General features: G+C 70.7%; 29 protein-coding genes. 16 read left to right on the top strand and 13 right to left on the bottom strand.

Going from position 1 to position 23,917, the window contains the following annotated elements; genetic code table 11:
• Positions 1–4: 4 nt before the first annotated feature.
• Positions 5–172 carry a hypothetical protein gene (locus tag H4Q84_RS13235; RefSeq protein ID WP_248579568.1) on the bottom strand — a complete coding sequence of 56 codons (168 nt, stop codon included), beginning with the start codon at positions 170–172 and terminating at the stop codon, positions 5–7.
• Here H4Q84_RS13235 and H4Q84_RS13230 point away from each other — a divergent pair, their 5' ends adjacent.
• The 3 genes from H4Q84_RS13230 to H4Q84_RS13220 all read left to right on the top strand — a co-directional run bounded on the left by H4Q84_RS13230 (position 173) and on the right by H4Q84_RS13220 (position 2,586).
• Positions 173–538, top strand: coding sequence for a dihydrofolate reductase family protein (locus H4Q84_RS13230; protein WP_248579567.1), 366 nt, complete (start codon positions 173–175; stop codon positions 536–538).
• Complete coding sequence (locus H4Q84_RS13225) at positions 535–1,149, top strand: dihydrofolate reductase family protein (RefSeq protein WP_248579566.1); 615 nt, start codon at positions 535–537, stop codon at positions 1,147–1,149. Before H4Q84_RS13230 ends, H4Q84_RS13225 begins: the two co-directional genes overlap by 4 nt.
• Before the next feature lie 225 nt (positions 1,150–1,374).
• On the top strand, positions 1,375–2,586 hold the full coding sequence (locus tag H4Q84_RS13220) for an HNH endonuclease signature motif containing protein (RefSeq protein ID WP_248579565.1): 1,212 nt from the start codon (positions 1,375–1,377) through the stop codon (positions 2,584–2,586).
• 104 nt (positions 2,587–2,690) lie between these two features.
• Here the strand turns inward: H4Q84_RS13220 and H4Q84_RS13215 are convergent, their stop codons facing one another.
• Positions 2,691–3,182, bottom strand: coding sequence for a hypothetical protein (locus H4Q84_RS13215; protein WP_248579564.1), 492 nt, complete (start codon positions 3,180–3,182; stop codon positions 2,691–2,693).
• Positions 3,183–3,274: 92 nt separating this feature from the next.
• Between H4Q84_RS13215 and H4Q84_RS13210 the strand changes: the two genes are divergently transcribed.
• Positions 3,275–4,657, top strand: a complete 1,383-nt coding sequence (locus tag H4Q84_RS13210; protein ID WP_248579563.1) for a hypothetical protein — start codon at positions 3,275–3,277, stop codon at positions 4,655–4,657.
• A 1-nt stretch (position 4,658) separates the two neighbouring features.
• On the opposite strand, the gene H4Q84_RS13205 is transcribed toward H4Q84_RS13210, so the two are convergent.
• The 3 genes from H4Q84_RS13205 to H4Q84_RS13195 form a co-directional block, all read right to left on the bottom strand.
• The gene (locus tag H4Q84_RS13205) at positions 4,659–5,396 is read right to left on the bottom strand and encodes an SDR family NAD(P)-dependent oxidoreductase (RefSeq protein WP_248579562.1); all 738 of its coding nucleotides are present in this window, start codon (positions 5,394–5,396) and stop codon (positions 4,659–4,661) included.
• A 141-nt stretch (positions 5,397–5,537) separates the two neighbouring features.
• Complete coding sequence (locus tag H4Q84_RS13200) at positions 5,538–5,915, bottom strand: DUF1232 domain-containing protein (protein ID WP_248579561.1); 378 nt, start codon at positions 5,913–5,915, stop codon at positions 5,538–5,540.
• Positions 5,912–7,036, bottom strand: coding sequence for a crosslink repair DNA glycosylase YcaQ family protein (locus H4Q84_RS13195; protein ID WP_248579560.1), 1,125 nt, complete (start codon positions 7,034–7,036; stop codon positions 5,912–5,914). Before H4Q84_RS13195 ends, H4Q84_RS13200 begins: the two co-directional genes overlap by 4 nt.
• A gap of 121 nt (positions 7,037–7,157) precedes the next feature.
• Between H4Q84_RS13195 and H4Q84_RS13190 the strand changes: the two genes are divergently transcribed.
• Genes H4Q84_RS13190 through H4Q84_RS13180 form a run of 3 tightly spaced genes read left to right on the top strand, consistent with a single transcriptional unit; the run spans position 7,158 to position 9,111 of the window.
• Positions 7,158–8,129 (top strand): SDR family NAD(P)-dependent oxidoreductase, encoded by a 972-nt coding sequence (locus H4Q84_RS13190; protein ID WP_248579559.1) that lies wholly within the window; start codon positions 7,158–7,160, stop codon positions 8,127–8,129.
• The gene (locus H4Q84_RS13185; RefSeq protein WP_248579558.1) at positions 8,126–8,518 is read left to right on the top strand and encodes an SRPBCC family protein; all 393 of its coding nucleotides are present in this window, start codon (positions 8,126–8,128) and stop codon (positions 8,516–8,518) included. Before H4Q84_RS13190 ends, H4Q84_RS13185 begins: the two co-directional genes overlap by 4 nt.
• Positions 8,515–9,111, top strand: coding sequence for a DUF998 domain-containing protein (locus tag H4Q84_RS13180; protein ID WP_248579557.1), 597 nt, complete (start codon positions 8,515–8,517; stop codon positions 9,109–9,111). Before H4Q84_RS13185 ends, H4Q84_RS13180 begins: the two co-directional genes overlap by 4 nt.
• Here H4Q84_RS13180 and H4Q84_RS13175 read toward each other — a convergent pair.
• Genes H4Q84_RS13175 through H4Q84_RS13160 form a run of 4 tightly spaced genes read right to left on the bottom strand, consistent with a single transcriptional unit; the run spans position 9,053 to position 11,794 of the window.
• Entirely contained in the window at positions 9,053–9,868 is an 816-nt protein-coding gene (locus tag H4Q84_RS13175) for a ceramidase domain-containing protein (RefSeq protein ID WP_248579556.1), read from the bottom strand. The two genes, H4Q84_RS13180 and H4Q84_RS13175, sit on opposite strands and share 59 nt — an antisense overlap.
• A gap of 20 nt (positions 9,869–9,888) precedes the next feature.
• Positions 9,889–10,785: a cation diffusion facilitator family transporter gene (locus H4Q84_RS13170; protein ID WP_248583646.1), complete on the bottom strand. Its 897-nt coding sequence runs from the start codon at positions 10,783–10,785 to the stop codon at positions 9,889–9,891.
• A complete protein-coding gene (locus tag H4Q84_RS13165) occupies positions 10,782–11,441 on the bottom strand; it encodes a cation transporter (RefSeq protein WP_248579555.1) in 660 nt (219 codons plus the stop codon). Before H4Q84_RS13165 ends, H4Q84_RS13170 begins: the two co-directional genes overlap by 4 nt.
• Positions 11,438–11,794 carry a metalloregulator ArsR/SmtB family transcription factor gene (locus tag H4Q84_RS13160; protein WP_248579554.1) on the bottom strand — a complete coding sequence of 119 codons (357 nt, stop codon included), beginning with the start codon at positions 11,792–11,794 and terminating at the stop codon, positions 11,438–11,440. Before H4Q84_RS13160 ends, H4Q84_RS13165 begins: the two co-directional genes overlap by 4 nt.
• A gap of 109 nt (positions 11,795–11,903) precedes the next feature.
• Here H4Q84_RS13160 and H4Q84_RS13155 point away from each other — a divergent pair, with 109 nt between their 5' ends.
• The 4 genes from H4Q84_RS13155 to H4Q84_RS13140 all read left to right on the top strand — a co-directional run bounded on the left by H4Q84_RS13155 (position 11,904) and on the right by H4Q84_RS13140 (position 13,867).
• On the top strand, positions 11,904–12,200 hold the full coding sequence (locus tag H4Q84_RS13155; protein WP_248579553.1) for a DUF4287 domain-containing protein: 297 nt from the start codon (positions 11,904–11,906) through the stop codon (positions 12,198–12,200).
• Between the two features lie 57 nt (positions 12,201–12,257).
• A complete protein-coding gene (locus H4Q84_RS13150) occupies positions 12,258–12,503 on the top strand; it encodes an AbrB/MazE/SpoVT family DNA-binding domain-containing protein (protein ID WP_248579552.1) in 246 nt (81 codons plus the stop codon).
• Complete coding sequence (locus H4Q84_RS13145) at positions 12,500–12,910, top strand: type II toxin-antitoxin system VapC family toxin (RefSeq protein ID WP_248579551.1); 411 nt, start codon at positions 12,500–12,502, stop codon at positions 12,908–12,910. The genes H4Q84_RS13150 and H4Q84_RS13145 overlap by 4 nt, the downstream gene beginning before the upstream one ends.
• A gap of 237 nt (positions 12,911–13,147) precedes the next feature.
• Positions 13,148–13,867: a VOC family protein gene (locus H4Q84_RS13140; protein WP_248579550.1), complete on the top strand. Its 720-nt coding sequence runs from the start codon at positions 13,148–13,150 to the stop codon at positions 13,865–13,867.
• A 428-nt stretch (positions 13,868–14,295) separates the two neighbouring features.
• Here H4Q84_RS13140 and H4Q84_RS13135 read toward each other — a convergent pair whose 3' ends face one another.
• Positions 14,296–14,766, bottom strand: coding sequence for an N-acetyltransferase (locus H4Q84_RS13135; RefSeq protein ID WP_248579549.1), 471 nt, complete (start codon positions 14,764–14,766; stop codon positions 14,296–14,298).
• Between the two features lie 110 nt (positions 14,767–14,876).
• Here H4Q84_RS13135 and H4Q84_RS13130 point away from each other — a divergent pair, with 110 nt between their 5' ends.
• The 3 genes from H4Q84_RS13130 (at position 14,877) to H4Q84_RS13120 (ending at position 17,000) form a co-directional block, all read left to right on the top strand.
• A complete protein-coding gene (locus H4Q84_RS13130; protein ID WP_248579548.1) occupies positions 14,877–15,680 on the top strand; it encodes an alpha/beta hydrolase in 804 nt (267 codons plus the stop codon).
• Positions 15,681–15,718: 38 nt separating this feature from the next.
• Complete coding sequence (locus tag H4Q84_RS13125) at positions 15,719–16,645, top strand: endonuclease/exonuclease/phosphatase family protein (protein ID WP_248579547.1); 927 nt, start codon at positions 15,719–15,721, stop codon at positions 16,643–16,645.
• Positions 16,646–16,748: 103 nt separating this feature from the next.
• The gene (locus H4Q84_RS13120; RefSeq protein ID WP_248579546.1) at positions 16,749–17,000 is read left to right on the top strand and encodes a VOC family protein; all 252 of its coding nucleotides are present in this window, start codon (positions 16,749–16,751) and stop codon (positions 16,998–17,000) included.
• Positions 17,001–17,096: 96 nt separating this feature from the next.
• On the opposite strand, the gene H4Q84_RS13115 is transcribed toward H4Q84_RS13120, so the two are convergent.
• Entirely contained in the window at positions 17,097–18,887 is a 1,791-nt protein-coding gene (locus H4Q84_RS13115; protein WP_248579545.1) for a HAMP domain-containing sensor histidine kinase, read from the bottom strand.
• Between the two features lie 305 nt (positions 18,888–19,192).
• On the opposite strand from H4Q84_RS13115, the gene H4Q84_RS13110 reads away from it, so the two are divergent.
• Positions 19,193–21,331, top strand: coding sequence for a DEAD/DEAH box helicase (locus H4Q84_RS13110; protein ID WP_248579544.1), 2,139 nt, complete (start codon positions 19,193–19,195; stop codon positions 21,329–21,331).
• Between the two features lie 39 nt (positions 21,332–21,370).
• Here H4Q84_RS13110 and H4Q84_RS13105 read toward each other — a convergent pair whose 3' ends face one another.
• On the bottom strand, positions 21,371–22,360 hold the full coding sequence (locus H4Q84_RS13105) for an NAD(P)-dependent alcohol dehydrogenase (protein WP_248579543.1): 990 nt from the start codon (positions 22,358–22,360) through the stop codon (positions 21,371–21,373).
• Between the two features lie 81 nt (positions 22,361–22,441).
• Between H4Q84_RS13105 and H4Q84_RS13100 the strand changes: the two genes are divergently transcribed.
• Positions 22,442–23,104 carry a TetR/AcrR family transcriptional regulator gene (locus tag H4Q84_RS13100; RefSeq protein ID WP_248579542.1) on the top strand — a complete coding sequence of 221 codons (663 nt, stop codon included), beginning with the start codon at positions 22,442–22,444 and terminating at the stop codon, positions 23,102–23,104.
• Here H4Q84_RS13100 and H4Q84_RS13095 read toward each other — a convergent pair.
• Entirely contained in the window at positions 23,082–23,768 is a 687-nt protein-coding gene (locus tag H4Q84_RS13095) for an NAD(P)/FAD-dependent oxidoreductase (protein ID WP_248579541.1), read from the bottom strand. The genes H4Q84_RS13100 and H4Q84_RS13095 overlap by 23 nt on opposite strands.
• Positions 23,769–23,917 lie beyond the last annotated feature (149 nt).

Raw genomic sequence — 23,917 nt, 5'->3', positions numbered from 1 at the left:
GGCCTCATGCTACGAGGCGCAACCCCTCCACAAGGGGAGTCGTGGGACGCCCCGTGAGGCGAGCGAGGTCGCCGGTGACCTCGGCCAGCGCACCCTCGCGGATGTTGGCATCGAGTGCAGCGACGAAGCCGGCGGTGCCCTCGTCCAGGCCGGCCGAGAGCAGGGCAGACACGTGCTCGTCGGTCGTGACCTCGCGTCGTACGATGTCGCGACCGAGCACCTCCGAGAACGCAGCGGCCAGCTCGTCGAAGTCCCACGCGACGTCACCGCCGAGCTCGTACGTCGAGCCCTCGTGTCCGTCGGTGACCAGGACCGCGACGGCGTCATCTACATCTCCGGCAGCGGCCGGCTGGTCCGTGCGCTGCTGGCCGACGGGTTGGTCGACGAGCTGCACCTGTTCGTCTACCCGATCGCGCTCGGCGAGGGCGAGAAGTTCTGGGGAGAGGGGCAGACCGAGCTGGCACTGCTCGCGCAGGACGTCTACGACAACGGCGTCGTACACCTGTCCTACGGCCCGGCAGCGCGCGTCGACTCATGAGCAGGGTGGTCTGTGACATCAGCATCTCCACCGACGGGTACGCCGCCGGGCTGGGGCAGACACTCGAGAAGCCGTTCGGCGACGGACCGGTCGACCGCCTGCACTGCTGGATGTTCGACACTCCCGAGGAGAGTCCGCACGAGCTGGCCGCCATCACCGCCGCCGGTGCCTTCGTCATGGGGCGCAACATGTTCGGCCCGGGACGCGGCGAGTGGGACGTCGACTGGCGTGGCTGGTGGGGCCCCGAGCCGCCGTACCACGGTCCGGTCTTCGTGCTGACGCATCACCCGCGGGAGCCCGTGGAGATGGAAGGTGGGACGACGTTCAACTTCGTCACCGATGGCGTCGAGTCTGCGTTGGAGCAGGCCCGGGCAGCCGCCGGGGATGCTGACATCTCCATCACCGGTGGGGCCGCGACGGTCAACCAGTGCCTCGCGGCGGGACTGCTGGACGAGCTGCGCACCCATGTCGTGCCATTCACCCTGGGCGCCGGCGAGCGGCTCTTCGACGGCGTCCCGCCCCTGGACCTCGAGGTGGTGTCGGTCCGGCCGGTCTCGCAGGCGACGCACGTGACGTATCGCCCTCGGGGCCCGATCGGGACAGCTGGTTGAGTCCGCGCCGACCATTGAACGAACCTGGTGCTTCTTTTCGAACAGCTGTACGATGCATGGAGGTCGTGGGTGATACCCGATGCTGAGGCCCCGACCCGACGAACTCGTCTCCGTGAGGAGGGTTGTTCGTGGCCCCCTCACAGGGCGCGCTGCCATCGACATGTGAGACCCGCAGACCACCACCGGGTGGGCTGTCCAGGTCGTCGTGTCGGGGAGGTGTCGCAGGTGGATGCAATCCATCCGGTGCTGGCATGCGCCGCGGAGCTCGAGGCGTCGCTGAAGTCGGTGACCGACGTGGATCCGATGTTCATGACCACCACCGACCAGCGAGACGCGCTGCTGGCGTTGACGCGGGTCGACGCCCAGCTGGCCGCACTGCGACTCCGGCTGACCGCCGCCTCCGGCGATGTCGCGGAGGTCGAGGCGCATCGAGACGTCGCGGCCTGGCTGGCCCACCACACGCGGGTCGACGGCGGCGCGGCCCGCCGCCACCACCGACTGGCGCTCAGCCTCGAGCACTGGCACGTGCTGGCCGCCGGTCTCGCCGAGGGCGCCGTCAACCCGGCCCAGGCCGAGGTGATCGCGAAGGCACTCGACGACCTGCCCACCGACCTCGACCCGGAAGTGCTGGCGCGTGCCGAGTCCCACCTCGTCGAGCAGGCCGGCGACTACGGCCCGCGCGAGCTGCGGATCCTCGGCCGCCGCGTCCTCGAGGTCGTGGCCCCCGAGATCGGCGAGGACCACGAGCTCCGGCTCCTTCAAGCAGAAGAAGCACTCGCCCACAAGCTGACCCGCCTCATCACCCGCCGACGCGGCGACGGCACCACGGACATCCATGCCCGGGTCCCCGACGCCGTCGCCGACCGACTCACCACCTACCTGCACGCCTACACCAACCCACGCCACCACGACGGTGAGAAGACGCCGTACGACGTCCGCCTCGGCCACGCGTTCTGCGCGCTCCTCGAACACACCGACCCACACCGGCTGCCCGTCCACGGCGGTGACGCCACCACCGTCCTGGTCACCATCGACCTCCAGACGCTGCGCGACGGCGTCGGCGCCGCGCTCACCCACACCGGCACCCCCATCGCCCCCGACCACGCCCGCCGACTGGCCTGCACCGCCGGCATCATCCCCGCCATCCTCGGCACCGACGGCCACGTCCTCGACCTCGGCCGCACCGCCCGACTCTTCAGCCCCGCCCAACGCAAAGCCCTCCGGGTGCGCGACACCACCTGCCGTGCCCACGGCTGCGATATCCCAGCAGCCTGGTGCGAAGCCCACCACGCAGGCGACCCCTGGGCCCACGGCGGCACTACCGACCTCGCCGACGGGCAACTCCTGTGCAGCTTCCACCACCACAAGGCCCACGACCCAAGCTACGCACGCAGCCGACTTCCCAACGGCGACGTCAGATTCCACCGACGCAGATAGGAGATGTGTCAGGTCTCGAGCATCCCCGAGTCGACGAGGTTCGTGAACACAATGGCGAAGTCACGGCCGAGATCGCTGAGATGGAGCTGATCGGCCCGGGCCGCCTACCAAAGGTGATCGAGGGCGAGGCAGTCGCCGGGGGCGCTGTGCCAGGAGTTCAGCGCAGCGTCGGCCATGACTGCGTCCACCTCCGGTGACGAGGGACGCTGGGGCAGGCCGTACGAGGAGCGGGCGGCCTCCTCGAGCGCACGTTCCCACGGCCACAGGTCGAGATGCTGGTAGGCCGACCTGGCGACGGGCGGTCGCAACAGACCCCGGCTTGTGACCTCCCTGCGTGAGCCGACCCAGTCAGCGAGGGCAAGGCTTTGGCGGACGAACATAGCGTCGCGTGCTGCCTGCGCGGAGAGCCGGACATCGCCGGGTTCGAAATCGTCGTCGTCCTCCTCGCCCTGCTCCTGCTCCGGCCACTCGGGATACGGCCGGCCCGGTTGCCCGGGGAGCGACGCGGTCAGCTCCGCTCCTCGGAAGCTCTTCGGCGAGGGGTCGGGCATCTGCCGGATCCGCTCGTCCTGCGGCAAGGAGTTCCAGGCCGACATCAGCTGGTCGAGCCGTGCCTGGAGCTCACCGTGGTCGTACCACCGGGTCTACGATCCAGTGACCTGCGTCACAGCGCTCTCTGGAGGACCCCATGGCACGTGCCCGAGCTTCCGCTCTCGTCCTCGCGGTGGTGACCTGCCTGGTCGCCACGACGCTGCTCTGGTCGTCGGCCACCGCATCGCCTCGCGACCGGCATGACCGCGGTGACCAGCCAATGCCCGGCTACACGATCTCCAACCCGCCGCTGGCTCCGCTGACGATCGGCGGCCAGCCGACTCGGGTCTTCCAGGGCACCCATGAGCACGCGGCGTACGTCGTGGAGGCGCCGGCCGACTGGAACGGCGAGCTGGTGATGTGGGCGCACGGCTACCGCGGCACCGGCACCGTGCTGAGGGTCGACGCACCCGACTACGGGCTGCGGCAGAAGCTGCTGGCGCAGGGCTATGCGTGGGCGGCGTCGAGCTACGCCCGCAACGGGTACGACGTCCGCACCGGCGTGACGACCACCAAGGATCTGGCCGACCTGACGAAGAAGCTGCTCGACCGCCGGCCGTCGCGGGTCTACCTCACCGGTGTCTCCATGGGCGGGCACGTGATCGGCCGGTCGCTGGAGGAGTACCCCCGCTTCTATGACGGCGCGCTGCCGATGTGCGGCGTGCTCGGCGACCAGGAGCTGTTCGACTACTTCCTCGACTACAACCTGGTGGCGCAGGACCTCGCCGACGTGCCGGCGTACCCGCCCACGGCCGACTACCTCACGACCGCGGTGCCGGCCATCCAGCAGCGGCTCGGGCTGGTCGGTCTCTCGCCGGTGCAGGACACCACCAACGCCCTCGGCAAGCAGCTGCGCGCGATCACGGTCGAGCGCAGCGGCGGTGCCCGACCGGGCTCCACGCCGGCGTTCGCGGTGTGGAAGGACTTCCTCTTCACGCCGGCCACTCCGGACAACGGCGGGCTGCTCGCGCTGAACCCGGCCCGGCTCGCACAGAACGCCGACACCGTCTACTCGCCCGCCGCCCCGGTCGACGTGAACGCGTCGATCCTGCGGGTGACCCCGACCGACCCCGCCTCCCGTGGGACGCGGCGGCTGATCGAGATCCCGACGATCGACGGCCGGCCGAAGGCGCCGGTGCTGACCCTGCACGGCCTGGGTGACCTGTTCGTGCCGTTCTCGATGGAGCAGATCTATGCCCGCGACGTGGCGGGGCAGCGGCAGAGCCCGTTGCTGGTGCAGCGGGCGATCAGATCTGCCGGGCACTGCGAGTTCAGCCCGGCCGAGGTCGGCCGTGCGTGGGACGACCTGACGACGTGGGTGGAGTCGCAGCACGGTCACAGTCGTCAGGGGGTCCAGGTGCCGGCCGGCGACAACGTGCTCGACCCTGCGGTGGTGGCGTCGCCGACGTACGGCTGTCGGTTCAGCGACCAGCTGCGCACCGGCACCCGGGCCCTCTACGCGCCCTGCCCGGCCCGCTGAGCTACCAGGCCACGACCCCGTCGGCGTCGATGAACGTCCCCGACGCAGCGCTGTCGGGCAGGGTCGCCGCCCGGTGAACGACCTCGGCGGCGGCCTCGGCTGTCACCGGCGCCTGCTCGCGGTTGATCGGGGTGAGGTCGGTCTGGACGAAGCCCGGGCACACCGACGTGACCTTGACCGAGGTGTCGGTGAGCTGCTTGGCCAGCGCGATCGTCACGCTGTTGAGCGCCGACTTCGACGCCTGGTACGCCGGCATGACCGTCGAGAAGTACGGCGACTCCGGGTTCGTCTGGTCGGCCAGCGAGCCCATCGTCGAAGTGACGTTGACGATCCGCCCGGCCGGGCTGCGTCGTACCAACGGGAGGAACGCCTCTAGGACGGCCACCGGTCCGATCAGGTTGGTCGCGAACGTCTGCTCGAACATGGCCAGGTCGACGATCTCGGCGGGGTCGTTCGTCGCCTCAGGCAGGATGCCGGCGTTGTTGATCAGGATGTCGACCCGGCCGAAGTCGCGGTCGACCTGGGCTGCGGCCTTGCGGACCGAGTCGGCGTCGGTGACGTCCATGGTGATGCTGATCGCGCCGTAGCCCTCCCGTGTCAGTCGCTCGGCGGCCTCGACGCCGGCATCGGCGTCGCGCGAGGTGATGATCACCTGGCCGCAGTCCCTGGCCAGTCGGCGCGCGGTGGCCAGGCCGAGGCCACGGTTGCCGCCGGTGACGAGTGCGATGTTCATGCTCATTGGGTGTCCTTCGTTTGAATGTGCGGTGTCAGGCCGACTCAACCCGAACGAGCGCACCAGGACCGGCGGGAATCGGACACGCCGTTCCTGCCCAGCGTGGGTGACGGAAACGGTGTCGGATATCCGCTGGTGGACCGCGGCTCAGCGCGGGCCGAGCAGCCGTTCCATCAGTCGCGGGTCACCGGGCCAGGCCTCGAGGAGTACGTCGCGAGGCACCCGCCGACCGGCGTACCGCAGTGCCAGGGCGACGACCACGATGTCGTCGAGCGGGCCGATCACCGGGATGAACTCGGGGATCAGGTCGATCGGGCTGGCCACCCAGAGGCCCGCGAAGACGACCGCGATCTTCGCGCTGCGGGGCACGCGTGGGTCCTTCCGGAGCCGGCGCACCGTCGTGACGCTGTCGGGGATGAACGCCGCCAGGTCGCGCAGGATGCCCGGTGGCAGGCGTCGGGCGAGGAGCAGCAGCACGGCCCAGCTCAGGACGACGCATGCTGCGGCGACACCGAGCCCCGTCACCCAGTTCGACGGCTCGTCACGTCCAGCTCGAGCTCCAGCCACGTTGCGAGGTCCGCGATCTCGCGATCCACGGCGGTGGTCATCGCCAAGGTAAACGGCACGTCCTGGTGGATCGCGTTGATCCGGAAGACCCCGGACTTGCGGTCGGCGGTGCCGTCGAGCTTCCCGACCAGCCGGTCGCCGTACAGGATCGGGAGGGCGTAGTAGCCCCAGATGCGCGTGGCGGCGGGCTTGTACATCTCGAGCGTGTAGTCGAACTCGAACAGCTCGTCCATTCGCTTGCGGTCGTAGACGAGCCGGTCGAGCGGCGACAGCAGGGCCGCGCGGCCCTTGAACGGCTGGCCCAGCTGCGTGGGGTCCACCCGCCACTCGCCCTTGACGCCCTTGACGCCCTCGACGACGGCGGGCTCGCCGGTGTCACCGACGATGCCGTCCTCGTTCACCTCGGGTCCGCGGGCGCGGGCGATGCCGAGGGCGAGCAGGCGTCTTTCGTCGCGGAGGCGCTTCGCCTCGTCGGCATCGGGCACCGGGTCGTCGGGGTAGATCCGCTCGGCCAGGTCCCACAGCCGCTCGCGGTCGTCACGCCCGGCCGTTGCGACCTCGCCGCGCGCGACCATCGTCTTGAGCAGCTGCTGCACGTTCTTGTCGTTGTTCCAGCCGCTCGACGCCCACGGCAGGTGGCTGCTGTCGGGCAGCTCGCTGATGGGCAGCGGCCCGTCGCCGCGCAGCCGCTCGAGGATGTCGAGGCGGCACGCGTCGTTGGCCTCGACCCAGTCGCGCAGGTCGTGCTGCCACGGGCGAAGCGGCTCCGGCCCGGGCCAGTTGGCCATGTCGGCGCGGTAGAGCGCGATGTCCTCCGCCGGCCGGAGCAGCCCGCGGTGGTCGATCAGCTCCTGCCTGTCGAGCGCGTCGCGCAGCTCCTGGGTGGAGTACGACGACCCGAGCCGGCTCCACAGCACCAGGTCGGCACTCGGCGCGACCGCGCTGACCGGGTCGTGCTGCAGCAGGGTGAGGTGGCGGACGACGTCGAGCACGTCGGTCGGCCGCGGGCTCGCGAGCAGCTGCGCCCGGACGGCGATCCGGCGCGCGTCGGTGCGGGAGAGCTGGTGAACCTCGGTCACGACCGTGATCGTAGGTGCACCCCGCCGATAGTCCAGTCACTTTCGGTCGCCCAAGATGGCTGTGACTACAGAAAGCGACTGGACTACCGGGCCGTCCTGACCCCCGCACTAGCGTGGCGCCATGAGTGATCTGGCCCGGACCCTGGCGCGCGGCGTCGACACGTTGATGGACCGCACGGTCGCTCCCGGCTTCACCGTCCTCGGACCGGCAGTACGACGGCGCCTGCCGACATGGCCCGCCGACCCGCTGCCCGCCGCACTCGACGGCAAGGTTGCCGCGGTCACGGGCTCGACCTCTGGTCTCGGCCTGGCCACGGCCGAGGGGCTGGCCCGGCTGGGCGCAGAGGTGCACCTCGTGGTCCGTGACGTCGAGAAGGGCGAGCGGGTCCGCGCCGAGATCCTCGGCCGGGTGCCCGGTGCTGAGCTGGTCGTCGACCGCTGCGACGTGGCCGACCTCGACGACGTACGACGGTTCGGCAAGGAGGTCGACCTCGACCGCCTCGACGTGCTGGTGCACAACGCCGGCTCGATGCCGCCCGAGCGCACCGAGTCGGCGCAGGGCCACGAGATGACGATGGCGCTGCACGTGCTGGGACCGGTGCTGATGACCGAGCTGCTGCGTCCTGCCCTGACCGGTCACGACGCTCGCGTCATCTTCGTGACCTCCGGCGGGATGTACGGGCAGGCCCTGCGGGCCGACGACCCGGAGTACCTGAAGGGCGAGTACACGCCGACCACCGCCTATGCCCGCAGCAAGCGCGCCCAGGTCGAGCTGCTGACCGTGCTGTCAGAACGCTGGGGGAGTGACGGGATCTTCGTCGGCGCCATGCACCCGGGCTGGGCCGACACCCCGGGCGTGATGACGTCGCTGCCGACCTTCCACCAGCTGACCAAGCCCCTGCTGCGAGACGCCGAGGGCGGGGCGGACACGACGGTGTGGTTGTCGGCCGTCACCCCTGCGCCGCAGGCCGCGCTGCTCTGGCACGACCGGCGCGACCGGCCGACCCACCTGACCCGGCGTACACGCACGGGCGAGGCGGAGCGCCGACAGGCGTGGGCGTGGGTGCGCGACGCGCTGGGGATCGAGGCATGACCCACCTCTCGCTGCACGCCGACGGGCCCGCCGACCCGGGGACCGTCTGGGAGCGGTACGCCGACACGCGTCTCTGGTCGACGTGGTCGCCGCAGATCAGCCGTGTCGAGCTCGAGGGCGCTGGCGACCGGATCGCCACCGGTCTGCGTGGCCGGGTGATCGCGATCGGCGGCCTACGCGTGCCGTTCGAGGTGACCTCCGTCGACGCCGAGGCGATGAAGTGGAGCTGGCGGGTGCGGATCGGACCGGTCGCCGTACGGCTGGACCACGGAGTGGCCGCACATCCCGGCGGGGTCCGTACGACCCTCGACCTGCACGGCCTGCTGCCCGTCGTGGCGTTGTACGCGCCGGTGGCTCAGCTCGCCCTGCGTCGGCTGGTGAGCGCATGACGCGGGCACGCTGGGGAGCGCTGGCACTGCTGGTGCGGCCGGCCTACATCGCGACCGAGTACGTCGTCGCGGCGGCGACCACGGGCGGCTACAGCTTCGTCAGCGACTCGGTCAGCAAGCTCGGCGAGGTCGGGTGCTCGGAGGCCTACTGCTCGCCACGGCACGAGCTGATGAACGGCTCCTTCATGGGGTTCGGCGTGCTGCTGGCCGGGGGTGGGGTGCTGCTCGCGCGCGAGCTCGGACCGTGGGCCACCGGACTGCTCGTCGTCTCCGGGCTGAGCTCGGTCGCCACCGGTCTGGCGCCGCTCGACCAGGACGCCACGTTGCACGCGCTCGCCGCGACACCGCTGTTCGTCGCGCAGCCGCTCTCGCTGCTCGTGATCGGGCACCGCCTGCGCAAGGAGTCGCCGGTCCTGGCACGCGGCCTCCTGGTGACCGGCGTCGTCACCGGCAGCGCCGCGGTGGCGTTCGTGCTCGCCGGAGAGGAGTCGGCTGCTGCGGGTGCGCTGGAACGACTCTCCCTCTGGCCCGTGCTCATCGGGTTGGCGGCAGCGGGGTTGCGGTCTCGCCGCGCTCGCTCGCGTACAGCCTGAACAGCAGGTACGCCGCGAGAGCCCCCAGCAGGTGCCAGACAGCATGGCCCTGCACCAGCGAGTCCGGGTCGCACCAGCCGCGCTGCGAGAGGTTCCAGATCGCGAACGCGACGAGCATCGACGCGAGTGCGGCCACGCCGTACCGCAGGTCGGAGCGCGCGGGACCGCGCCGCCACAGCCGGGTCTCCACCACGACGGCGACCACGAGGAGGAGGCCGAAAGCGAGGTTCCCGGCAAAGTGCACCACCGGGATCGCGCCGTCCCAGAGACCGACCAGCTCGCACGCCGCGACCAGGAGCAGGAAGACCTGCCAGAAGAACACCGGGTCGCGGCGCCGCCAGCGGGTCACCGCGTACGCCGCCGCGAAACTGGCGACGAGGTACATCGAGGTCATGTCCAGCAGGCCGCCCAGCGACGACTGTGTCGCGTGCATCGCCGCACTCGCCGGCCCGAGGAGCACCACGACACAGGCGTATCCGGTGGCGAGCCCGGGGAACTGCGGCAGCGTGTCGCCTAGGTGCTCCGGGCGGCTGGCACGCCAGCCGATCGCCAACCCGCCGACGGCGAACCCCAGGTTGGAGAACGCGTTGGCAGGCTGCCTGACCCACCCGTCGCGGGCGGCCTCGCAGAAGTTGGCGCCTCGGCCGACGTCGGCGCCGAGCCACCCGAAGCGCACGGCGAGGGCCAGCAGCCCGATCGCCAGGATCGCCGTCGCGAGCGTCGCAACCAGAGGTCGACGATCGCGGGCGGTGGGCACGAGGGTGAACCTAGCGGCGTCTACCAGTCCAGCTCGTGGCACTCCTGCCGCTGCGTCGACTCGACCTGCAGGGTGGCGTGCTCGATCTGGTGCTGCGCACGCAGCACGTCGCGCGCGTCGTCGAGCACCGACTGTGGGTCGGCGTCCGCACAGGTGACCAGGTGCGCGGTCGCGACGTGCATGCCGGAGGTGAGGGTCCATACGTGCAGGTCGTGCACGTTGGCCACCCCGTTGACCGCCGACAGGTCGCCGGCCACGACGCCGAGCTGCATGCCGGCAGGCACCTGCTGCCCGAGTACGGCGAGCACCTGGCGCCCGAGGCTTACAGCACGGACCGCCACGAAGACGCCGATCGCGACCGCCACGACCGTGTCCCAGACCGGGTCACCGGTGGCGGCCACCAGCCAGCCCGCGGCGATGACGCCGACGGAGCCGGCCGTGTCGGCGACCACCTCGAGGTAGGCGCCCTTCACGTTGAGCGACTCGGCGGCACCACCCCGCAGGAGCAGCAGCGCGATCACGTTGACGACCAGACCGATGGCGCCGACGACCAGCATCGGTCCGGTCTGCACCTCGACGTCCGAGCCGATGCGCGCGATGGCCTCGGCGACGACGTACACGGAGACACCGAGCATGAGGAGTACGGCGAGTCCGGAGGCGAACACCTCGGCCCGGTAGGAGCCATAGCTGCGCCGCCCGCTCGAGTCGGGCCGGGCTGCGATCTTGGTGGCGACGAGTGCGGCGCCGAGCGCGACCACGTCGGCGGCCATGTGGCCCGCGTCGGAGAGCAGGGCGAGCGACCCGGAGAGGAGTCCGAACGTCAGCTCGACGACGAAGAAGGCGAGGATCAGTCCGAAGGACAGCGCCAGCCGCCAGCGATGGCGAGCGCCCGCATGGCCGTGCCCGTGGCCGCTCATGGGCAGCAGCCGTCGTCGCAGCCGGTGGTCGACGTACCGATCGAGCCGCAGCAGCCCTCGCCCCGCCACGCGTCGCGGCCCTCCTTGACCGCGATCGCGGCGATGACCAGGCCGGCGATCGGGTCGGCCCAGGACCAGCCGAGGGCGGCGTTGAGGAGCAGACCGACGAGCAGCACCGCTGAGAGGTAGGTGCACAGCAGGGTCTGGGTGGAGTCGGCGACGACGGCGTTGGAGCCGAGCGCCTTGCCGGTCCGACGCTGTGCCCACGACAGCAACGGCATCACCACGAGCGACGCGGCGGCCAGGGCGATGCCGACCGGTGAGGGGTCGGGGTCGGCGCCGAAGATCAGCGCCCGCGTCGACTCGACCGCGACATAGGCGGCGAGCGCGAAGAACGAGAACGCCATCAGCCGCAGCGCCAGCCGCTCGCGGGTCTCGGGCATCGAGTGCCGGAACTGCCACAGGATGATCAGCCCGCTCGACACCTCGACGACCGAGTCGAGCCCGAAGCCGACCAACGCGACCGAGCCGGCAACCAGCCCGGCCGTGATCGCGATGACGGCCTCGACGACGTTGTAGGCCACCGACGCCCCGGCCAGCAGTTGCGCGCGGCGACCGAGCTGGCGCCGTACGTCGGAGGTCGGGATCGTGGTCACGAGGCGCCCGTCATGGTGGCCAGTCCGGAAGTGGGGCAGAGCGCGACCGCGTCGCCGGTGAGCTCGAGCAGCCGCTCGGCCGACGCGAGCAGGTCCATCAGCGCCTCGGGGTGGGCCAGCGAGAAGACCGAGGCTCGGCCCTGCGGTCGGGACACCACGAGGCCGCAGTCCTTGAGGCAGGCCAGGTGCTTGGATACGGTGCTCTGCGCGAGCCCGAGGTGCTCGGTCAGATCGACCACCCGGTGCTCGCCGAGCGCGAGGTGGCGAAGGATGGTGAGCCTCGACGGGTCGCTGAAGCCCTGGAACAGGCAGGCGGCCGGCTTGAGGGTGTCCGTCCCGAGCAACATCGTCATCTGGCGATGTTAACGCTCCTCATGAGCGGCAAGTCAAGGTCGGGTCGATGTCGAAGTCGAGCCGCGCCGATCGACGTACCAGCAAACCCACCACACACCAGGAGTCGTCATGTCGTTCCAGGCCTACCTCGACACCGTCGAGAAGAACACCGGCAAGGTCCCGCAAGAAATCGTCGACGAGGCGCGCGACCGCGGCTTCGGCGCCGACACCAAGTCCGGCGAGATCGTCACCTGGCTCGCCGACGACTACGAGCTGGGTCGCGGCCACGCGATGGCGCTGGTGCACGTCATCAAGAACGGCGTGCAGATCAGCGACAAGCATGTGGGTGCGACGGGCGTGCACCGCGACGAGAGCGGCGTACTGCGGCTCGACGGGATCGCGAAGCGGGGTGAGTCGGTCCGCTGACTGCCATCGGTGTGCCCAAGCAGCCGTACATGGTAGAGACGATGGTAGATTTATGCCATGAGAACCACCATCGACTCGGCCGGGCGCATCGTGGTGCCCAAGCCGGTGAGAGACGCGATGGGGCTGCTTCCCGGAAGGGCGATAGACGTGGTCTTCACCGACGGGCGCATCGAGATCGAGATCGCCCCCGCTTCTGTGCGCATCTCCGACGCTGGTGGACTGCCCACCCTGGTGCCCGAGGCAGACCTTCCCCCGCTCACTGAGCAGGACGTCAGGGACACCATCGAGGCCACCCGAAGGTGACGACGGCGGCCACGTGCGACACCAGCGTGCTGGTGGCCGCACTCGTCTCGTGGCATCCGCGGCATGCCGACGCACGTCGAGCCGTGGGCGACCAGGTGGACGCGATCCCGGCGCACGTCCTGATCGAGTCCTACAGCGTGTTGACCAGGCTTCCGGCTCCACATCGGCTCGCCCCCGGAGTCGTGGCGGACATCCTCGGTCGGCTGACGTTCCGGGTGCTGACACTGCCGCCGGCCGCGCACGTGGCGCTGATCGCCAGGCTGGCGTCCGGGGGCGTGCGGGGCGGTTCGACGTACGACGGACTCGTGGCCGCGACCGCCCGACATCACCGTAGGACGCTGTTGACGCTCGACCGCCGTGCTCGCGGCAGCTACGACGCAGTCGGGGTCGTCACGCTCGCACTCTGACTGGGTGTGTCCCATTTCTCCTGGCGGCGATCTTGGGCGCGCAAACGCCCTCACGTGCCGATGTGGGTGCGCTCAGCGGGGCGTCGCCGACGCTCGGTCATAAGTACCATTCCCTGTGGGTCCGCATTCGACCCCCCGTCGTGACCCAAAAAGCTGTCGCGACATCGCTGGAGTCGTGCGCCAGGGTGGCGTCATAACTTGTGTGATCGCCGCCTGCTGGGGTCTACGGTGGGTTTCATGTATCTGGAGAACCTCGTCATGGACGCCGTCGAGCCGCAGCGGCTGGGCCGGTTCTGGGAGGCGGTGGTCGGCGGCGAGCGGCTGACCGACGAGCCTGATGGCTTCGAGACGCGGCTCGCCTTCGAGGGCGGACCGGTGCTCGACCTGTGCTTCCAGCGCGTCTCCGAGCCGCCAGTCGAGCCGCCGCGGCTCCATCTGGACCTCTCGGGCGGGGCCCGCCAGGCCGAGGAGGTCGATCGGCTGCTCGGGTTGGGCGCACGACAGCTCGACATCGGTCAGGGCGATGTGCCATGGGTGGTGCTCGCCGACCCGGAGGGCAATCCCTGTTGCGTGATGGAGGATCGAGCGGCGTACGCCGACAGCGGTCCCCTCGCGGCGCTACCGCTCGACTCTGCCGACCCGGACAGGGACGCGGAGTTCTGGTCCTGGCTGACCGGCTGGACCGACGCGGCCGGTGTCGCGCCCCGGTCCCTGCGCCACAGGTCGCTGCGGGGTCCCCTCCTTGAGCTGTGCCCTGAGCCAGCCCGCAAGGGCGCGACCAAGAACCGACTGCACCTCGACATCCGGCTCGAGGCTGGAGAGGATCCCGACGGAGTCGAGGCAAGCATCGCCGAGCGCGGCGGCGGCAAGCTCCACACGGAGTGGGGCGAGCTGCCGTGGCGTTCCTACACAGACCCGTCGGGCAACGAGTTTTGCGTGCTGCCAGCGCGGCCGTGAGGGAGGGTCATAGGCGCTCCGTACGTCGGCCGTGACGCTTGCACTCCCGATGGAACGGCTGGGCCACAACCCGCCCGGATCAGCCGCAGTTCTCGCGGGTGGAGGCAGGCACGACCAACATCTGGGAGCCCGGTCACGTCGACGGAAGGCGGACCCGCCGTTGGACGCCCTACGTGCCAGGTGGGTGTCGATGACCACCATCGACGGCGTCGCCTCGGCTCTGCCATCGGCTTCGCGTCCACCACGCTCCGCTGGTCCGGGGCGTGCTTGGGTCTCCGCCTACCCGGCGCATGGAACACCGGTTCCAGCAGCGCCAACTGCTCATCGGTCAGATCACTGGATTACGCCATGCCTCACACCGTGCCGGCGGGCCTGCTCCGGTGCAGTCACGAACAACTGGGACACACCCAGCAAGGACGGCTGACACCCTAGAGCCGCTTCACGTAGCGGTGCGCCGGCACGCTGATCCCGCCGGGAGCCTGGTGGTCGAACAGGCCCTCGTCGACCCAGCCCTGGCGTTCGTAGAACCGCCGCGCCCGCAGGTTGCCGGCGACCACGGCCAGCCACGCGCTCGCGTGGCCCGTGGCCCGGATCTGCCGCTCGGCCTCAGCCAGCAGGTCGGCCGCGACCGGGGTGCCGCGGCAGGACGGGTCGACGTACACCTGCTCCACCTCGTCCTCGACCACCATCACGAAGCCGCCGACCGCGCCGTCCACGACCGCCACGGTGGTGATGTCGACGTGCTCGCCCGCCCGCGCCAGGAATGAGGCTGGCGTGCGCGCTGCGACCAGCTCGTCCGGCACGTGGCCGAGATGGGCCTCGCGCCAGCCGGCCTCCCAGATCGCGGCGACCGCCGGCGCATCGTCGTGCGCCGCGGCGCGGAGAGTTGTCTTGCTCACGGAGTCCATCCTGCCGAAACTCGTCGGGGTGGCGATGTCGAAGCAGCGGTGCGCCGTTCGACAGATGATGAGAGCTCGCGTCGGCGGGCGCCAGAGACAAGGGGATCACCATGAGCGAGACCACCACCACCACCACCAGCTCGGCCGACGGCACCACGATCGCCTACGAGGCCTACGGATCGGGGCCCGTCGTGGCGATCGTCGGCGGCGCGTTCTGCGACCGCGGCGCGTTCCGCGACCTGGCCCGGTCGCTGGGCGAGACCGGGTTCACCGGCGTGACCTACGACCGCCGGGGCCGTGGCGACAGCGGCGACACCGCGCCGTACGCCGTCGCGCGCGAGGTCGAGGACCTGGCCGCCGTCATCTCGGCCACCTCCGAGACCGGCCGCGGCTTCGCGCACGGGATCTCGTCGGGCGGCGGCCTCATCGTCGAAGCACTGGCCGCCGGAATCGGTGTCGACAGGGCCTCGTTGCTCGAGACGCCGTACCGGGTGGAGGGCGCGCCGCCCGTGCCCGACGACTACGTCGCCAACCTGGAGCGGCTCGAGGCGGCGGGCGACCGCGCCGGCATCGTGCGCTACTTCCACACCGCCGCCGTCGGCCTGCCCGAGGAGATGCTCGAGCAGATGGTCGGCACCCCGATGTGGGAGGCGTTGATGGCGATGGCGCCGACCGTCCGGTACGACGCACTGTGCCTGGGCGACAGCTGCCTGCCCGTCGACCTGCTCGCCTCGATCGACGCGCCGGTGCTGACGATCGCGAGCACCGGCACGCAGATGTCGTTCCTGCGTCAGGCGCCGGCGGCGGTCGCTGCCGTGCTCCCGAACGGGCAGCACGTCGAGCTCGAGGGCGGGTTCCACGAGGTGCCGGCCGACGTGCTGACGCCGGTGCTCGCCGGGTTCTTCACGGGCTGACCTGTCGGGAGCACACTTGATGACATGAGGCTGGCGACATGAGGGTGGGCATCTGGAACCTGGAGAACCTCTTCCGCCCCGGTGAGAGCGACTCCAGCCCCACGCCTGAGGTGTACGACGCCAAGCTGACCTCGCTCGCCGCCACGATCACCGGTCTGGCGCCCGACGCGCTCGCCGTACAGGAGGTCGGCTCGGCGGGAGCCCTCGACGACCTGGTCGACCGCCTCCCCGGCACGTGGAAGGTGGCCCTCGCCGACCCGGACCAGCGCGGCATCCGGGTGGGCGTCATCGCCACTTCTGCAGTGGAGTCCGTGCAGCAGGTCTCGGCCTTCCCGCGACGTCTGGGTGCCGTGCGCGTCGCCGACGACGGACTGTCGATCTCGGCGATGGGCCGACCGGCCCTCCGCGTCCGCGTGGGCGAGGTCGACCTCGTCTCGGTGCACCTGAAGTCGAAGCTGCTGAGCTTCCCCGACGGCCGCTTCAGCCCGCGCGACGAGGGTGAGCGGGCGCGCTACGCCGTGTTCGCCGTACACCGGCGCGCTGCCGAGGCCGCCTGCGTGCGGGAGTACGCCGACGGGCTGCTCGACGGCGACGGAGCCGATCGCCTCGTCGTGGTGGCCGGCGACCTCAACGACGAGCCGCAGGCGGCGACCACCCAGATCCTGCTCGGCCCGCCGGGGTCCGAGATCGGCACCGGCGGCTTCGACACCCCCGACGCCGGCGACGGCGCCCGGCTCTGGAACCTTGCCCAACTGATCCCCGAGGAGCAGCGCTGGAGCCGCGTCTACCGCGGTCGGCGCGAGCTGATCGACCATCTGCTCGTCAGCCGGGCAGCGGTGTTGCGGGTGACCGACGTGGCCACCGGCGGGCCGGCTCCGCAGTCGATCACCGACAACCCGATGGCCCGCGTCGACGTCCCCGGCTCCGACCATCGGCCGGTGGTCGCGACGCTCGCCGCGCCTTAGCATCGAGGCCATGCCCCACGCCCTGTTCGCCGGCATCCCGATCAGCGACTAGGTCGCCGCACTGCCCTGGTACGAACGCCTGCTCGGCTCGCCGCCCACCTTCGTGGCCCATGACACCGAGTGCGTCTGGGACGTGGCCGAGGACCGGTCGGTCTACATCGTGGAGATGCCAGATCACGCCGGTCACGCCAGGCTGATGCTCCTCGTCGACGACCTGGACGCGGAGGTCGCCGCCATCGCCTCGCGCGGGATCGAGCCCGACCGGGTTGAGACGTACGGCGACGGCGTGCGCAAGGCGACGTACCGCGACGATGACGGCAACGAGTTCGGCTTCGGTGGGATGCCGCTCGAGTGAGTTGGGCTCACCACCAGGCGCGCCAGAGGGGTGGATCGACCGGCCGAGCGTCGTACCGCTTCGCTTCCTGAAGCTTGGCGCCCGTGCGTGTCCGGGTCAGGCCCCGAGCACCAGCAGGGACTCCGGTGCGACAGAGCCGGGCTCGCCGGCGCACACCGGCTCGTGGGTGGGCAGCGAGAACCAGAACGTCGACCCGGCGCCGGGGCTCTCGACCCAGATGCGGCCGCCGTGGGTCTCGACGATGCGGCGACAGAGGGTGAGCCCGAGCCCCGCGCCGCCCTTCTGGCGGCTGTCGTCTCCCTCCACCTGGTGGAAGCGGTCGAAGATCGCGTCCAGCTGCGAGACGGGGATGCCCCGGCCCTGGTCGCGGACCGAGACCAGGACCTCGCCGTCGTGCTGCCGGGCCTCGACCGTGACGATCGTGCCGCTAGGGGAGAACTTCAGCGCGTTGCCGAGCAGGTTGACCAGCACCTGCACGACCTGATCGGCGTCGCACCAAGCCTCGCCCTCGGCCGCCTCGACGACGATCTCGACGTCCCGGTCCTGCGCCAGCGGCAGCAGGGACTGGGTGGCCTCTGCCACCAGTGCGGACACGGGGTGCTGGGTCGGGACGAACGCGAAGACGCCGCTCTCCAGACGCTCGAGGTCGAGGATGTCGTTGACCAGCCGCGAGAGTCGCTCGCCGCCGCGAGCCGCGATGGCCACGACCTTCTGGGCCGCCGCCGGCAGCTGGCCGGCGTCCCCGTCGTGCAGCATCTCCAGCGAGCCGCGGATCGCCGTCAGCGGGGTCCGCAGCTCGTGGCTGACGGCGGTGACGAACTCGCACTTCATGGCCTCGAGCCGCTGGTAGTGGTCGGTGAGTTCCGCGAGCTCCTGCGTCCGCTCCGCCACACGATGCTCCAGCTGGGTGCGCAGGTGCTGCCCGATCGTCGTCAGCGCGAACTGCCGGGTGGCCACCGTGAGCAGGGTCGCGACGGCCAGCCCCGTGGAGGTCGCGCCGTGCGTGCCACCGGCCACCGCCAGGGTCACGGCGGCCATCGCGGTGAGGTCGGGCAGCATCGGCGCGAGCACACCGGTCAGGTGGCGCTTGAGCGTGCGCCGCGGCGCCGGCGTCATCGCGGCCAGCAAAGCGCCGGTGGCAAGCGTCACCGGCGCCAGCGTGTAGGCCACGTCCACCCAGGTGCCCAGGGTGCCCTGGCCGCGCAGGGTCATCACGGCATAGCCGTTGTCTGCGATGGTGTAGATGACGAACGTCGCCCCGACGAGCACGATGTCGACGCGCACCTGTCCGATGCTGCGGAGCAGCAGAGTCAACACCAGGCACACCAGCAGCACGTCGGTGACCGGGTAGACCCCCAGCATGAATGCCTCGAAGAAGCTGTCAGAGGTGCTGAACACCGTGTCCAGCACGATGGTGTGGCTGATGAACAGCATCGACGTCGAGAGGACCGCGATGTCGAGCACCAGTTGCAGCCACAGGCCCCTGAGGTTGCGCAGCACCGGGTAGGCCATCAGGCCCGCGACGGCCGGCACCATCCCGCCGACATACAGCGCGTCCGCCGACCCCAGCAGGGGGACGTCCTCGGCGTCGGGATACATCAGCCACAGGACGTCGCCGCCGGCATACATCGCAACGCAGAGGGCGAAGAGCGACCAGGCAATGCGCATCGAGCCTCGGCTGCCCCAGGCGGTCGACAGGCAGCAGGCGGAAGAGAGCAGGCCGGTGACGACGCTGAGGGTGTCGGTCGACATGCCCCCCGGTCGCCAGAACCCCAGCATGCTGATCGTGGTGAAGCCGGTGAGCAGCAGGAAGAGGGCGATCGCGAGGACCGGACGCGGCCTCGAGGGCGCGACGGTGGAGGTGTGCACGTTGACCCTCTCGGTCACGGTGTGGATGCCACTTGCTCACGGCCGACTGCTTGAACGGTGGGAATCGTGCCATTTCTTCGACGCGCGGGAGGCAGATCGGGGCAATTGACGAGTGACGCGGGTCCTACGCCTATGCTGGTCGTGCGTCGACACCCCTGCCCCGGCCGCGATCGCTGCCCGGGTGACCTGTTTCAGGTCGCAGGGCATATGCGCAGCGGACTCCGGTTCACTGCCGCGTCGTACGACGTGTCGGGGCGCCGGATCGGCCGGCGGCCCGGGTGCAGGTGCACCACCGGCTGATCGCCAGCCCTGAGGAGGAGTCCTTGGCCCCACGAAGCCAACGCCGGTCCGGCAGCACGCGGACCCAGTCGCGCAACCGCAAGGGCGGCCGCGCGCGCGACCAGGAGGGCATCATCCCGCAGCTGGCCCGCGCCGCGCGCGAGGTCGAGAACGCCGTCCAGCGCAACAACCTCACCCGGCTGTCGCACGTGAAGTTCCAGGTCGTCGCGCTGCTGGTGCGTGAGGAACGTGCCCGGGTGAAGGCCGACACCGAGTCGTCGGAGAACTACCGCAGCGAGCAGCTGCAGCGCCTCGACGGCATCGCCATCATCCTGGCCAAGACCGCTACCCTCGAGCCCGCGCTCTTCGAGCTGCTGGGCGAGGACGCCGTCGTCTCCGACGCCGCCAAGGCGATGCGCGTCGAGATGCTCGAGGCCGCCGGCATCGAGGTGCCGGAGGAGGAAGAGGCCGAGGAGCCTGACACCGCTCCGGTCGAGCAACGCCGCGTCGTACCCCGGTCCGTCATCTCGCGCCAGCTCGCCAACCCGTTCCTCACCCAGGACTTCTCCGCCGCCGAGCGCCAGGCCCAGCTCAAGGCGACCCCGCGCCGGCTGGCGACCTGGGAGCTGATCGGCCCGCTGCTCACGTCGTTCGAGCGCGCCGCCGGTGGCGCCACTGCCTGCATGGACCTGCCCGAGCCCCGGTCGCTGCGTGCGCCGGCCGACCTCGAGCTGATGCACCACCAGGGCCAGGTCGTCGCCGCGGCCGCCGCCGGGCACCGCACGTTCCTGCTCGCCGACGAGCCCGGTCTCGGCAAGACCGCCCAGGCGCTGTTGGCAGCCCAGGCTGCCGACGCGTACCCGATGCTGGCCGTCGTACCCAACGTCGTGAAGGCCAATTGGGCTCACGAGGCCGAGCTCTGGACGCCCGGCCGCACGGCCACGGTCGTGCACGGCGACGGCGACACCGTCGACGGCTTCGCCGACATCATGGTCGTCAACTACGACATCCTCGACCGACACGTCGGCTGGCTCGGTGATCTCGGCTTCCGCAGCATGGTCATCGACGAGGCGCACTTCATCAAGAACAAGACCTCGCTGCGCTCGCGCAACGTGCTGGCGCTGTCGGAGAAGATCCGCGCCCGGATCGCCCGTCCGCTGCTGATGGCGCTGACCGGCACCCCGCTGATCAACGACATCGAGGACTTCCGCGCCATCTGGGAGTTCCTCGGCTGGATCAAGCCCACCTCGCCGGGCCTCGACCTGATGTTCGCGCTCGAGGAGACCGGCCTGACGCCGGCCGACCCGGGCTTCTACCCCGCGGCGCGGCAGAGCGTGATCGACCTCGGCATCGTCCGGCGCCGCAAGGTCGACGTGGCTGCCGACATCCCGGCCCGCCGGATCGCCGACCTGCCCGTCGAGCTCGACGGCGCCCTCGGCCGCTCGATCCGCGACGCCGAGCGTGAGCTGACCAAGCGTCTGGTCTCGCGGTACGACGGCGCGCTCCAGGCCCGTACGTCGGGCGTCACCGTCGAGGGCATCGACCACGAGCTGGTACGACGCGTGGCCGGCTGGGAACGCGACGACACCGCGTCTACCGACGAGAACGTTTTCGCGATGATGCGTCGCATCGGCCAGGCCAAGGCCGGGCTGGCGGCCGACTACGCCGCCCAGCTGGCACGAAGCGTCGGCAAGGTCGTCTTCTTCGCTCGCCACGTCGACGTGATGGACATCGCCGAGGCGACGTTTGCAGAGCGTGGCATCGGCTACTCGTCGATCCGCGGAGACCAGACGCCGAAGGCCCGCCAGAAGAACATCGACGGGTTCCTCACCGATCCCGACGTCTCGATCGTGGTCTGCTCACTCCTCGCCGCGGGCGTCGGCCTGAACCTCCAGGTCGCCTCCAACGTCGTGCTCGCCGAGCTGTCGTGGACCGACGCCGAGCAGACGCAGGCCATCGACCGGGTGCACCGCATCGGCCAGGACGAGCCGGTCACCGCATGGCGGATCATCGCCGCGCAGACGATCGACACCAAGATCGCCGAGCTCATCGACAGCAAGGCCGGCCTCGCCGCCCGCGCGCTCGACGGGTCCGACGAGGAGGTCACGTCGTCCGCCGACCTGCAGCTCGAGGCGCTGGTGGCGTTGCTGCTCGATGCCCTGTCGGAGCGCTACCCCGACTGATATCGAGTCGTCCGCTTGAGGCCGGGTCCTGACCCGGTGTCAGGCGGACGACCCGGTCACCACGACCACCTTGCCGACCGCCTTGCCGTCGATGAGGTGGTCGATGGCAGCGGCAGTCTCGTCGAGGGTGAACGTGCGCTCGACCTGGGGTACGACGTCGCCGTTGGCGACCAACCCGGTGAGCTCGGCCAGGTCCACGGCGTTCTCGCTGTTGACCACCATGGCGAGCCGCTGCGACACGAACGGCGACAGCGCCACGGCACACGCCTGACGGCCCATGCCGAACCACGAGCCGCCACCTTCACCGCCCACGATCACCAGCGTGCCGCGGGGAGTCAGGGCCGACCGGAGCTCGCCCAGCCGGCGTGAGCCGCCGGTGTCGATGATGACGTCGAACCGCCCGAGGTCGCCGATCGACTCCTCGTCGTACGCCGCGACGCGCACGGCCCCGAGTCCGGAGACGAACTCCTTCTTGGCCGCGCTGCAGACCCCGGTGACGATGGCACCCCGGTGGCGGGCGACCTGGACGACGTACGACCCGACGCCACCGGCAGCACCAAGCACGAGCACGGTCTGCCCGGCCTCGACGCCTGCGGCGCGCACGGCCTGGAGAGCCGTCAGGCCCGAGATCGGTAGGGCGGCGGCGCGAGCGGTGGTCAGCGACGGGGGACGTACGACGAGCTTGGCGGCCGGGGCGACGGCGTACTCGGCGAACGCGCCGGAGCCGATGCCCAGCACCGGGTCGCCCACCGTGAAGCCGGCAACGCCTTCTCCGAGCTCGACGACGGTGCCGCAGAGGTCCATCCCTGGCGGCTTGCGCGGGCCGCGCAGGCCCATCACCAGCCGGACGGCGAGCGGCCGGCCGGTCATCAGGTGCCAGACACCCCGGTCGACGCCGGCCGCCTCGACGCGCACCAGCACCTCGCCCGGACCGGGAGTCGGCACCGCCACGTCGGCGAGTGCCAGCTCGTCGGTGCCGCCGTACCGCTGCTGGGTGACCGCTCGCATGGTGCGGGTGATGGTGGGCATGGGAGCCTCCTGAAGAGTGACTTACGCTGTAAGGTGTAGTAGAACTTACGCTGTAAGGGAAAGTCAAGAGGTGGAGGACGCATGCCAGCGAGACGCGAGACGCTGACCCGGGCCGCGATCGTCGACGCGGCGTTCGACCTGGCCGACGCTTCCGGTGTCGCGGCGCTCAGCATGCGCAGGGTGGGGCAGGCGGTCGGCGTCGAGGCGATGTCGCTCTACCACCACGTCGCCAACAAGGACGACCTGCTCGACGCCATCGTCGACCGCATCTTCGCCGACTTCGGTACGGCGTCCCCCGAGGTCGACTGGCGCACCTCGATGCACGACCGTGCCCACGCCGCGCGGCGCGTGCTGCGTGCGCACCCGTGGGCCGTGGGCCTCGTCGACTCGCGCCCCAACGCCGGACCGGCCACCCTCGCCCACCACGACTCTGTGATCGGCGCCCTGCGCGCGGGTGGCTTCTCGATCGCCGACACCGGGCACGCCTTCGCCCTGCTCGACAGCTTCATCTACGGATTCTCGTCGCAGTCGGCCAACCTGCCGTTCGACGACCACCGCTCGGCCGAGGCCGTGGCCGAGGGCCTGATCCACCCGCTGCCGACCGATGTCTTCCCGCACCTGGTGGAGTTCGCGACCCAGCACGTGCTCAAACCCGGCTGGGACTTCGAGGACGAGTTCGAGTTCGGTCTCGAGCTGATCCTGGGCGGGCTCGAGCGGCTGCTCAGCGCGAAGCGTCGGCCATGATCAGCTCCATGTTGATGCTGGCGCCGGCCATCAACCCTGCGGCCGCGCTGGCGATCACCTGGGCTCCGGGGTCGGTCACGTTGCCGGCGACGTAGACGCCCGGCACCGCAGTCAGACCGGTCGGCTCGGCCGGCACGTGTGTGGCGGCGACGTACTCGCCCATCTTGAAGTCGACGGCCTCGAGGCCGAGGGAGGTGAGTACGTCGGAGCGCGCGCGCATGAACCCCGCGACCACGACGGCGTCAGCCGCCACGACCTCGCCGTCGACGACGAGCCCGGTGAGCCGGCCGGCGGACTCGGCGACCTTCTCGGCCCGGCCGCTGATGACGCGTACGCCGCGGTTGGCCATCCGCCCCTGCTCGGCGTCGGGCTCGGGCTGGTCGTGAAGGACCAGCGTCAGGTCATCGGTCCACTGGCTCCACATCAGCGCCTGGTGCATGAAGAGGGGAGTGGTCGCCAGCACGACGATCGGCCGGTCGCGCACCTCCCACCCGTGGCAGTACGGGCAGTGCAGCACCGCCGACCCCCAGTGCTCGGCCAGCCCCGGCACGTCGGGCAGCTCGTCGACCAGTCCGGTCGTGACGAGCAGGCGCCGGGCGCGCAGCTCCGCGCCGTCCTCGAGCAGCACGGTGAAGCCGTCGTCCTGAGCCGCTGCCTTGACCACGCTGCCCAGGCGCGGCTGCCGCCGTACGACGCGAGCTCGTCGAGCCGACTCCCAGCAGCTCCCGAGGCGGCATGCCGTCCCGGCTCAGGTAGTTGTGCACTCCCGCCGCCGGTGCGTTGCGGGGTTCGCCGGCATCGATCACGAGGACC

The organism is Nocardioides sp. InS609-2 (assembly GCF_023208195.1).
GTDB lineage: Bacteria > Actinomycetota > Actinomycetes > Propionibacteriales > Nocardioidaceae > Nocardioides.
This window is presented reverse-complemented; position numbering and strand designations above follow the sequence as displayed.

Excerpts from the sequence above, each read along its gene's own strand:
- H4Q84_RS13225 (WP_248579566.1), top strand. The coding sequence starts at position 535 with ATGAGCAGGGTGGTCTGTGACATCAGCATCTCCACCGACGGGTACGCC.
- H4Q84_RS13215 (WP_248579564.1), bottom strand. The coding sequence starts at position 3,182 with ATGTCGGCCTGGAACTCCTTGCCGCAGGACGAGCGGATCCGGCAGATG.
- H4Q84_RS13210 (WP_248579563.1), top strand. The coding sequence starts at position 3,275 with ATGGCACGTGCCCGAGCTTCCGCTCTCGTCCTCGCGGTGGTGACCTGC.
- H4Q84_RS13205 (WP_248579562.1), bottom strand. The coding sequence starts at position 5,396 with ATGAGCATGAACATCGCACTCGTCACCGGCGGCAACCGTGGCCTCGGC.
- H4Q84_RS13190 (WP_248579559.1), top strand. The coding sequence starts at position 7,158 with ATGAGTGATCTGGCCCGGACCCTGGCGCGCGGCGTCGACACGTTGATG.
- H4Q84_RS13185 (WP_248579558.1), top strand. The coding sequence starts at position 8,126 with ATGACCCACCTCTCGCTGCACGCCGACGGGCCCGCCGACCCGGGGACC.
- H4Q84_RS13180 (WP_248579557.1), top strand. The coding sequence starts at position 8,515 with ATGACGCGGGCACGCTGGGGAGCGCTGGCACTGCTGGTGCGGCCGGCC.
- H4Q84_RS13170 (WP_248583646.1), bottom strand. The coding sequence starts at position 10,785 with ATGAGCGGCCACGGGCACGGCCATGCGGGCGCTCGCCATCGCTGGCGG.
- H4Q84_RS13160 (WP_248579554.1), bottom strand. The coding sequence starts at position 11,794 with ATGACGATGTTGCTCGGGACGGACACCCTCAAGCCGGCCGCCTGCCTG.
- H4Q84_RS13155 (WP_248579553.1), top strand. The coding sequence starts at position 11,904 with ATGTCGTTCCAGGCCTACCTCGACACCGTCGAGAAGAACACCGGCAAG.
- H4Q84_RS13150 (WP_248579552.1), top strand. The coding sequence starts at position 12,258 with ATGAGAACCACCATCGACTCGGCCGGGCGCATCGTGGTGCCCAAGCCG.
- H4Q84_RS13140 (WP_248579550.1), top strand. The coding sequence starts at position 13,148 with ATGTATCTGGAGAACCTCGTCATGGACGCCGTCGAGCCGCAGCGGCTG.
- H4Q84_RS13130 (WP_248579548.1), top strand. The coding sequence starts at position 14,877 with ATGAGCGAGACCACCACCACCACCACCAGCTCGGCCGACGGCACCACG.
- H4Q84_RS13125 (WP_248579547.1), top strand. The coding sequence starts at position 15,719 with ATGAGGGTGGGCATCTGGAACCTGGAGAACCTCTTCCGCCCCGGTGAG.
- H4Q84_RS13105 (WP_248579543.1), bottom strand. The coding sequence starts at position 22,360 with ATGCCCACCATCACCCGCACCATGCGAGCGGTCACCCAGCAGCGGTAC.
- H4Q84_RS13100 (WP_248579542.1), top strand. The coding sequence starts at position 22,442 with ATGCCAGCGAGACGCGAGACGCTGACCCGGGCCGCGATCGTCGACGCG.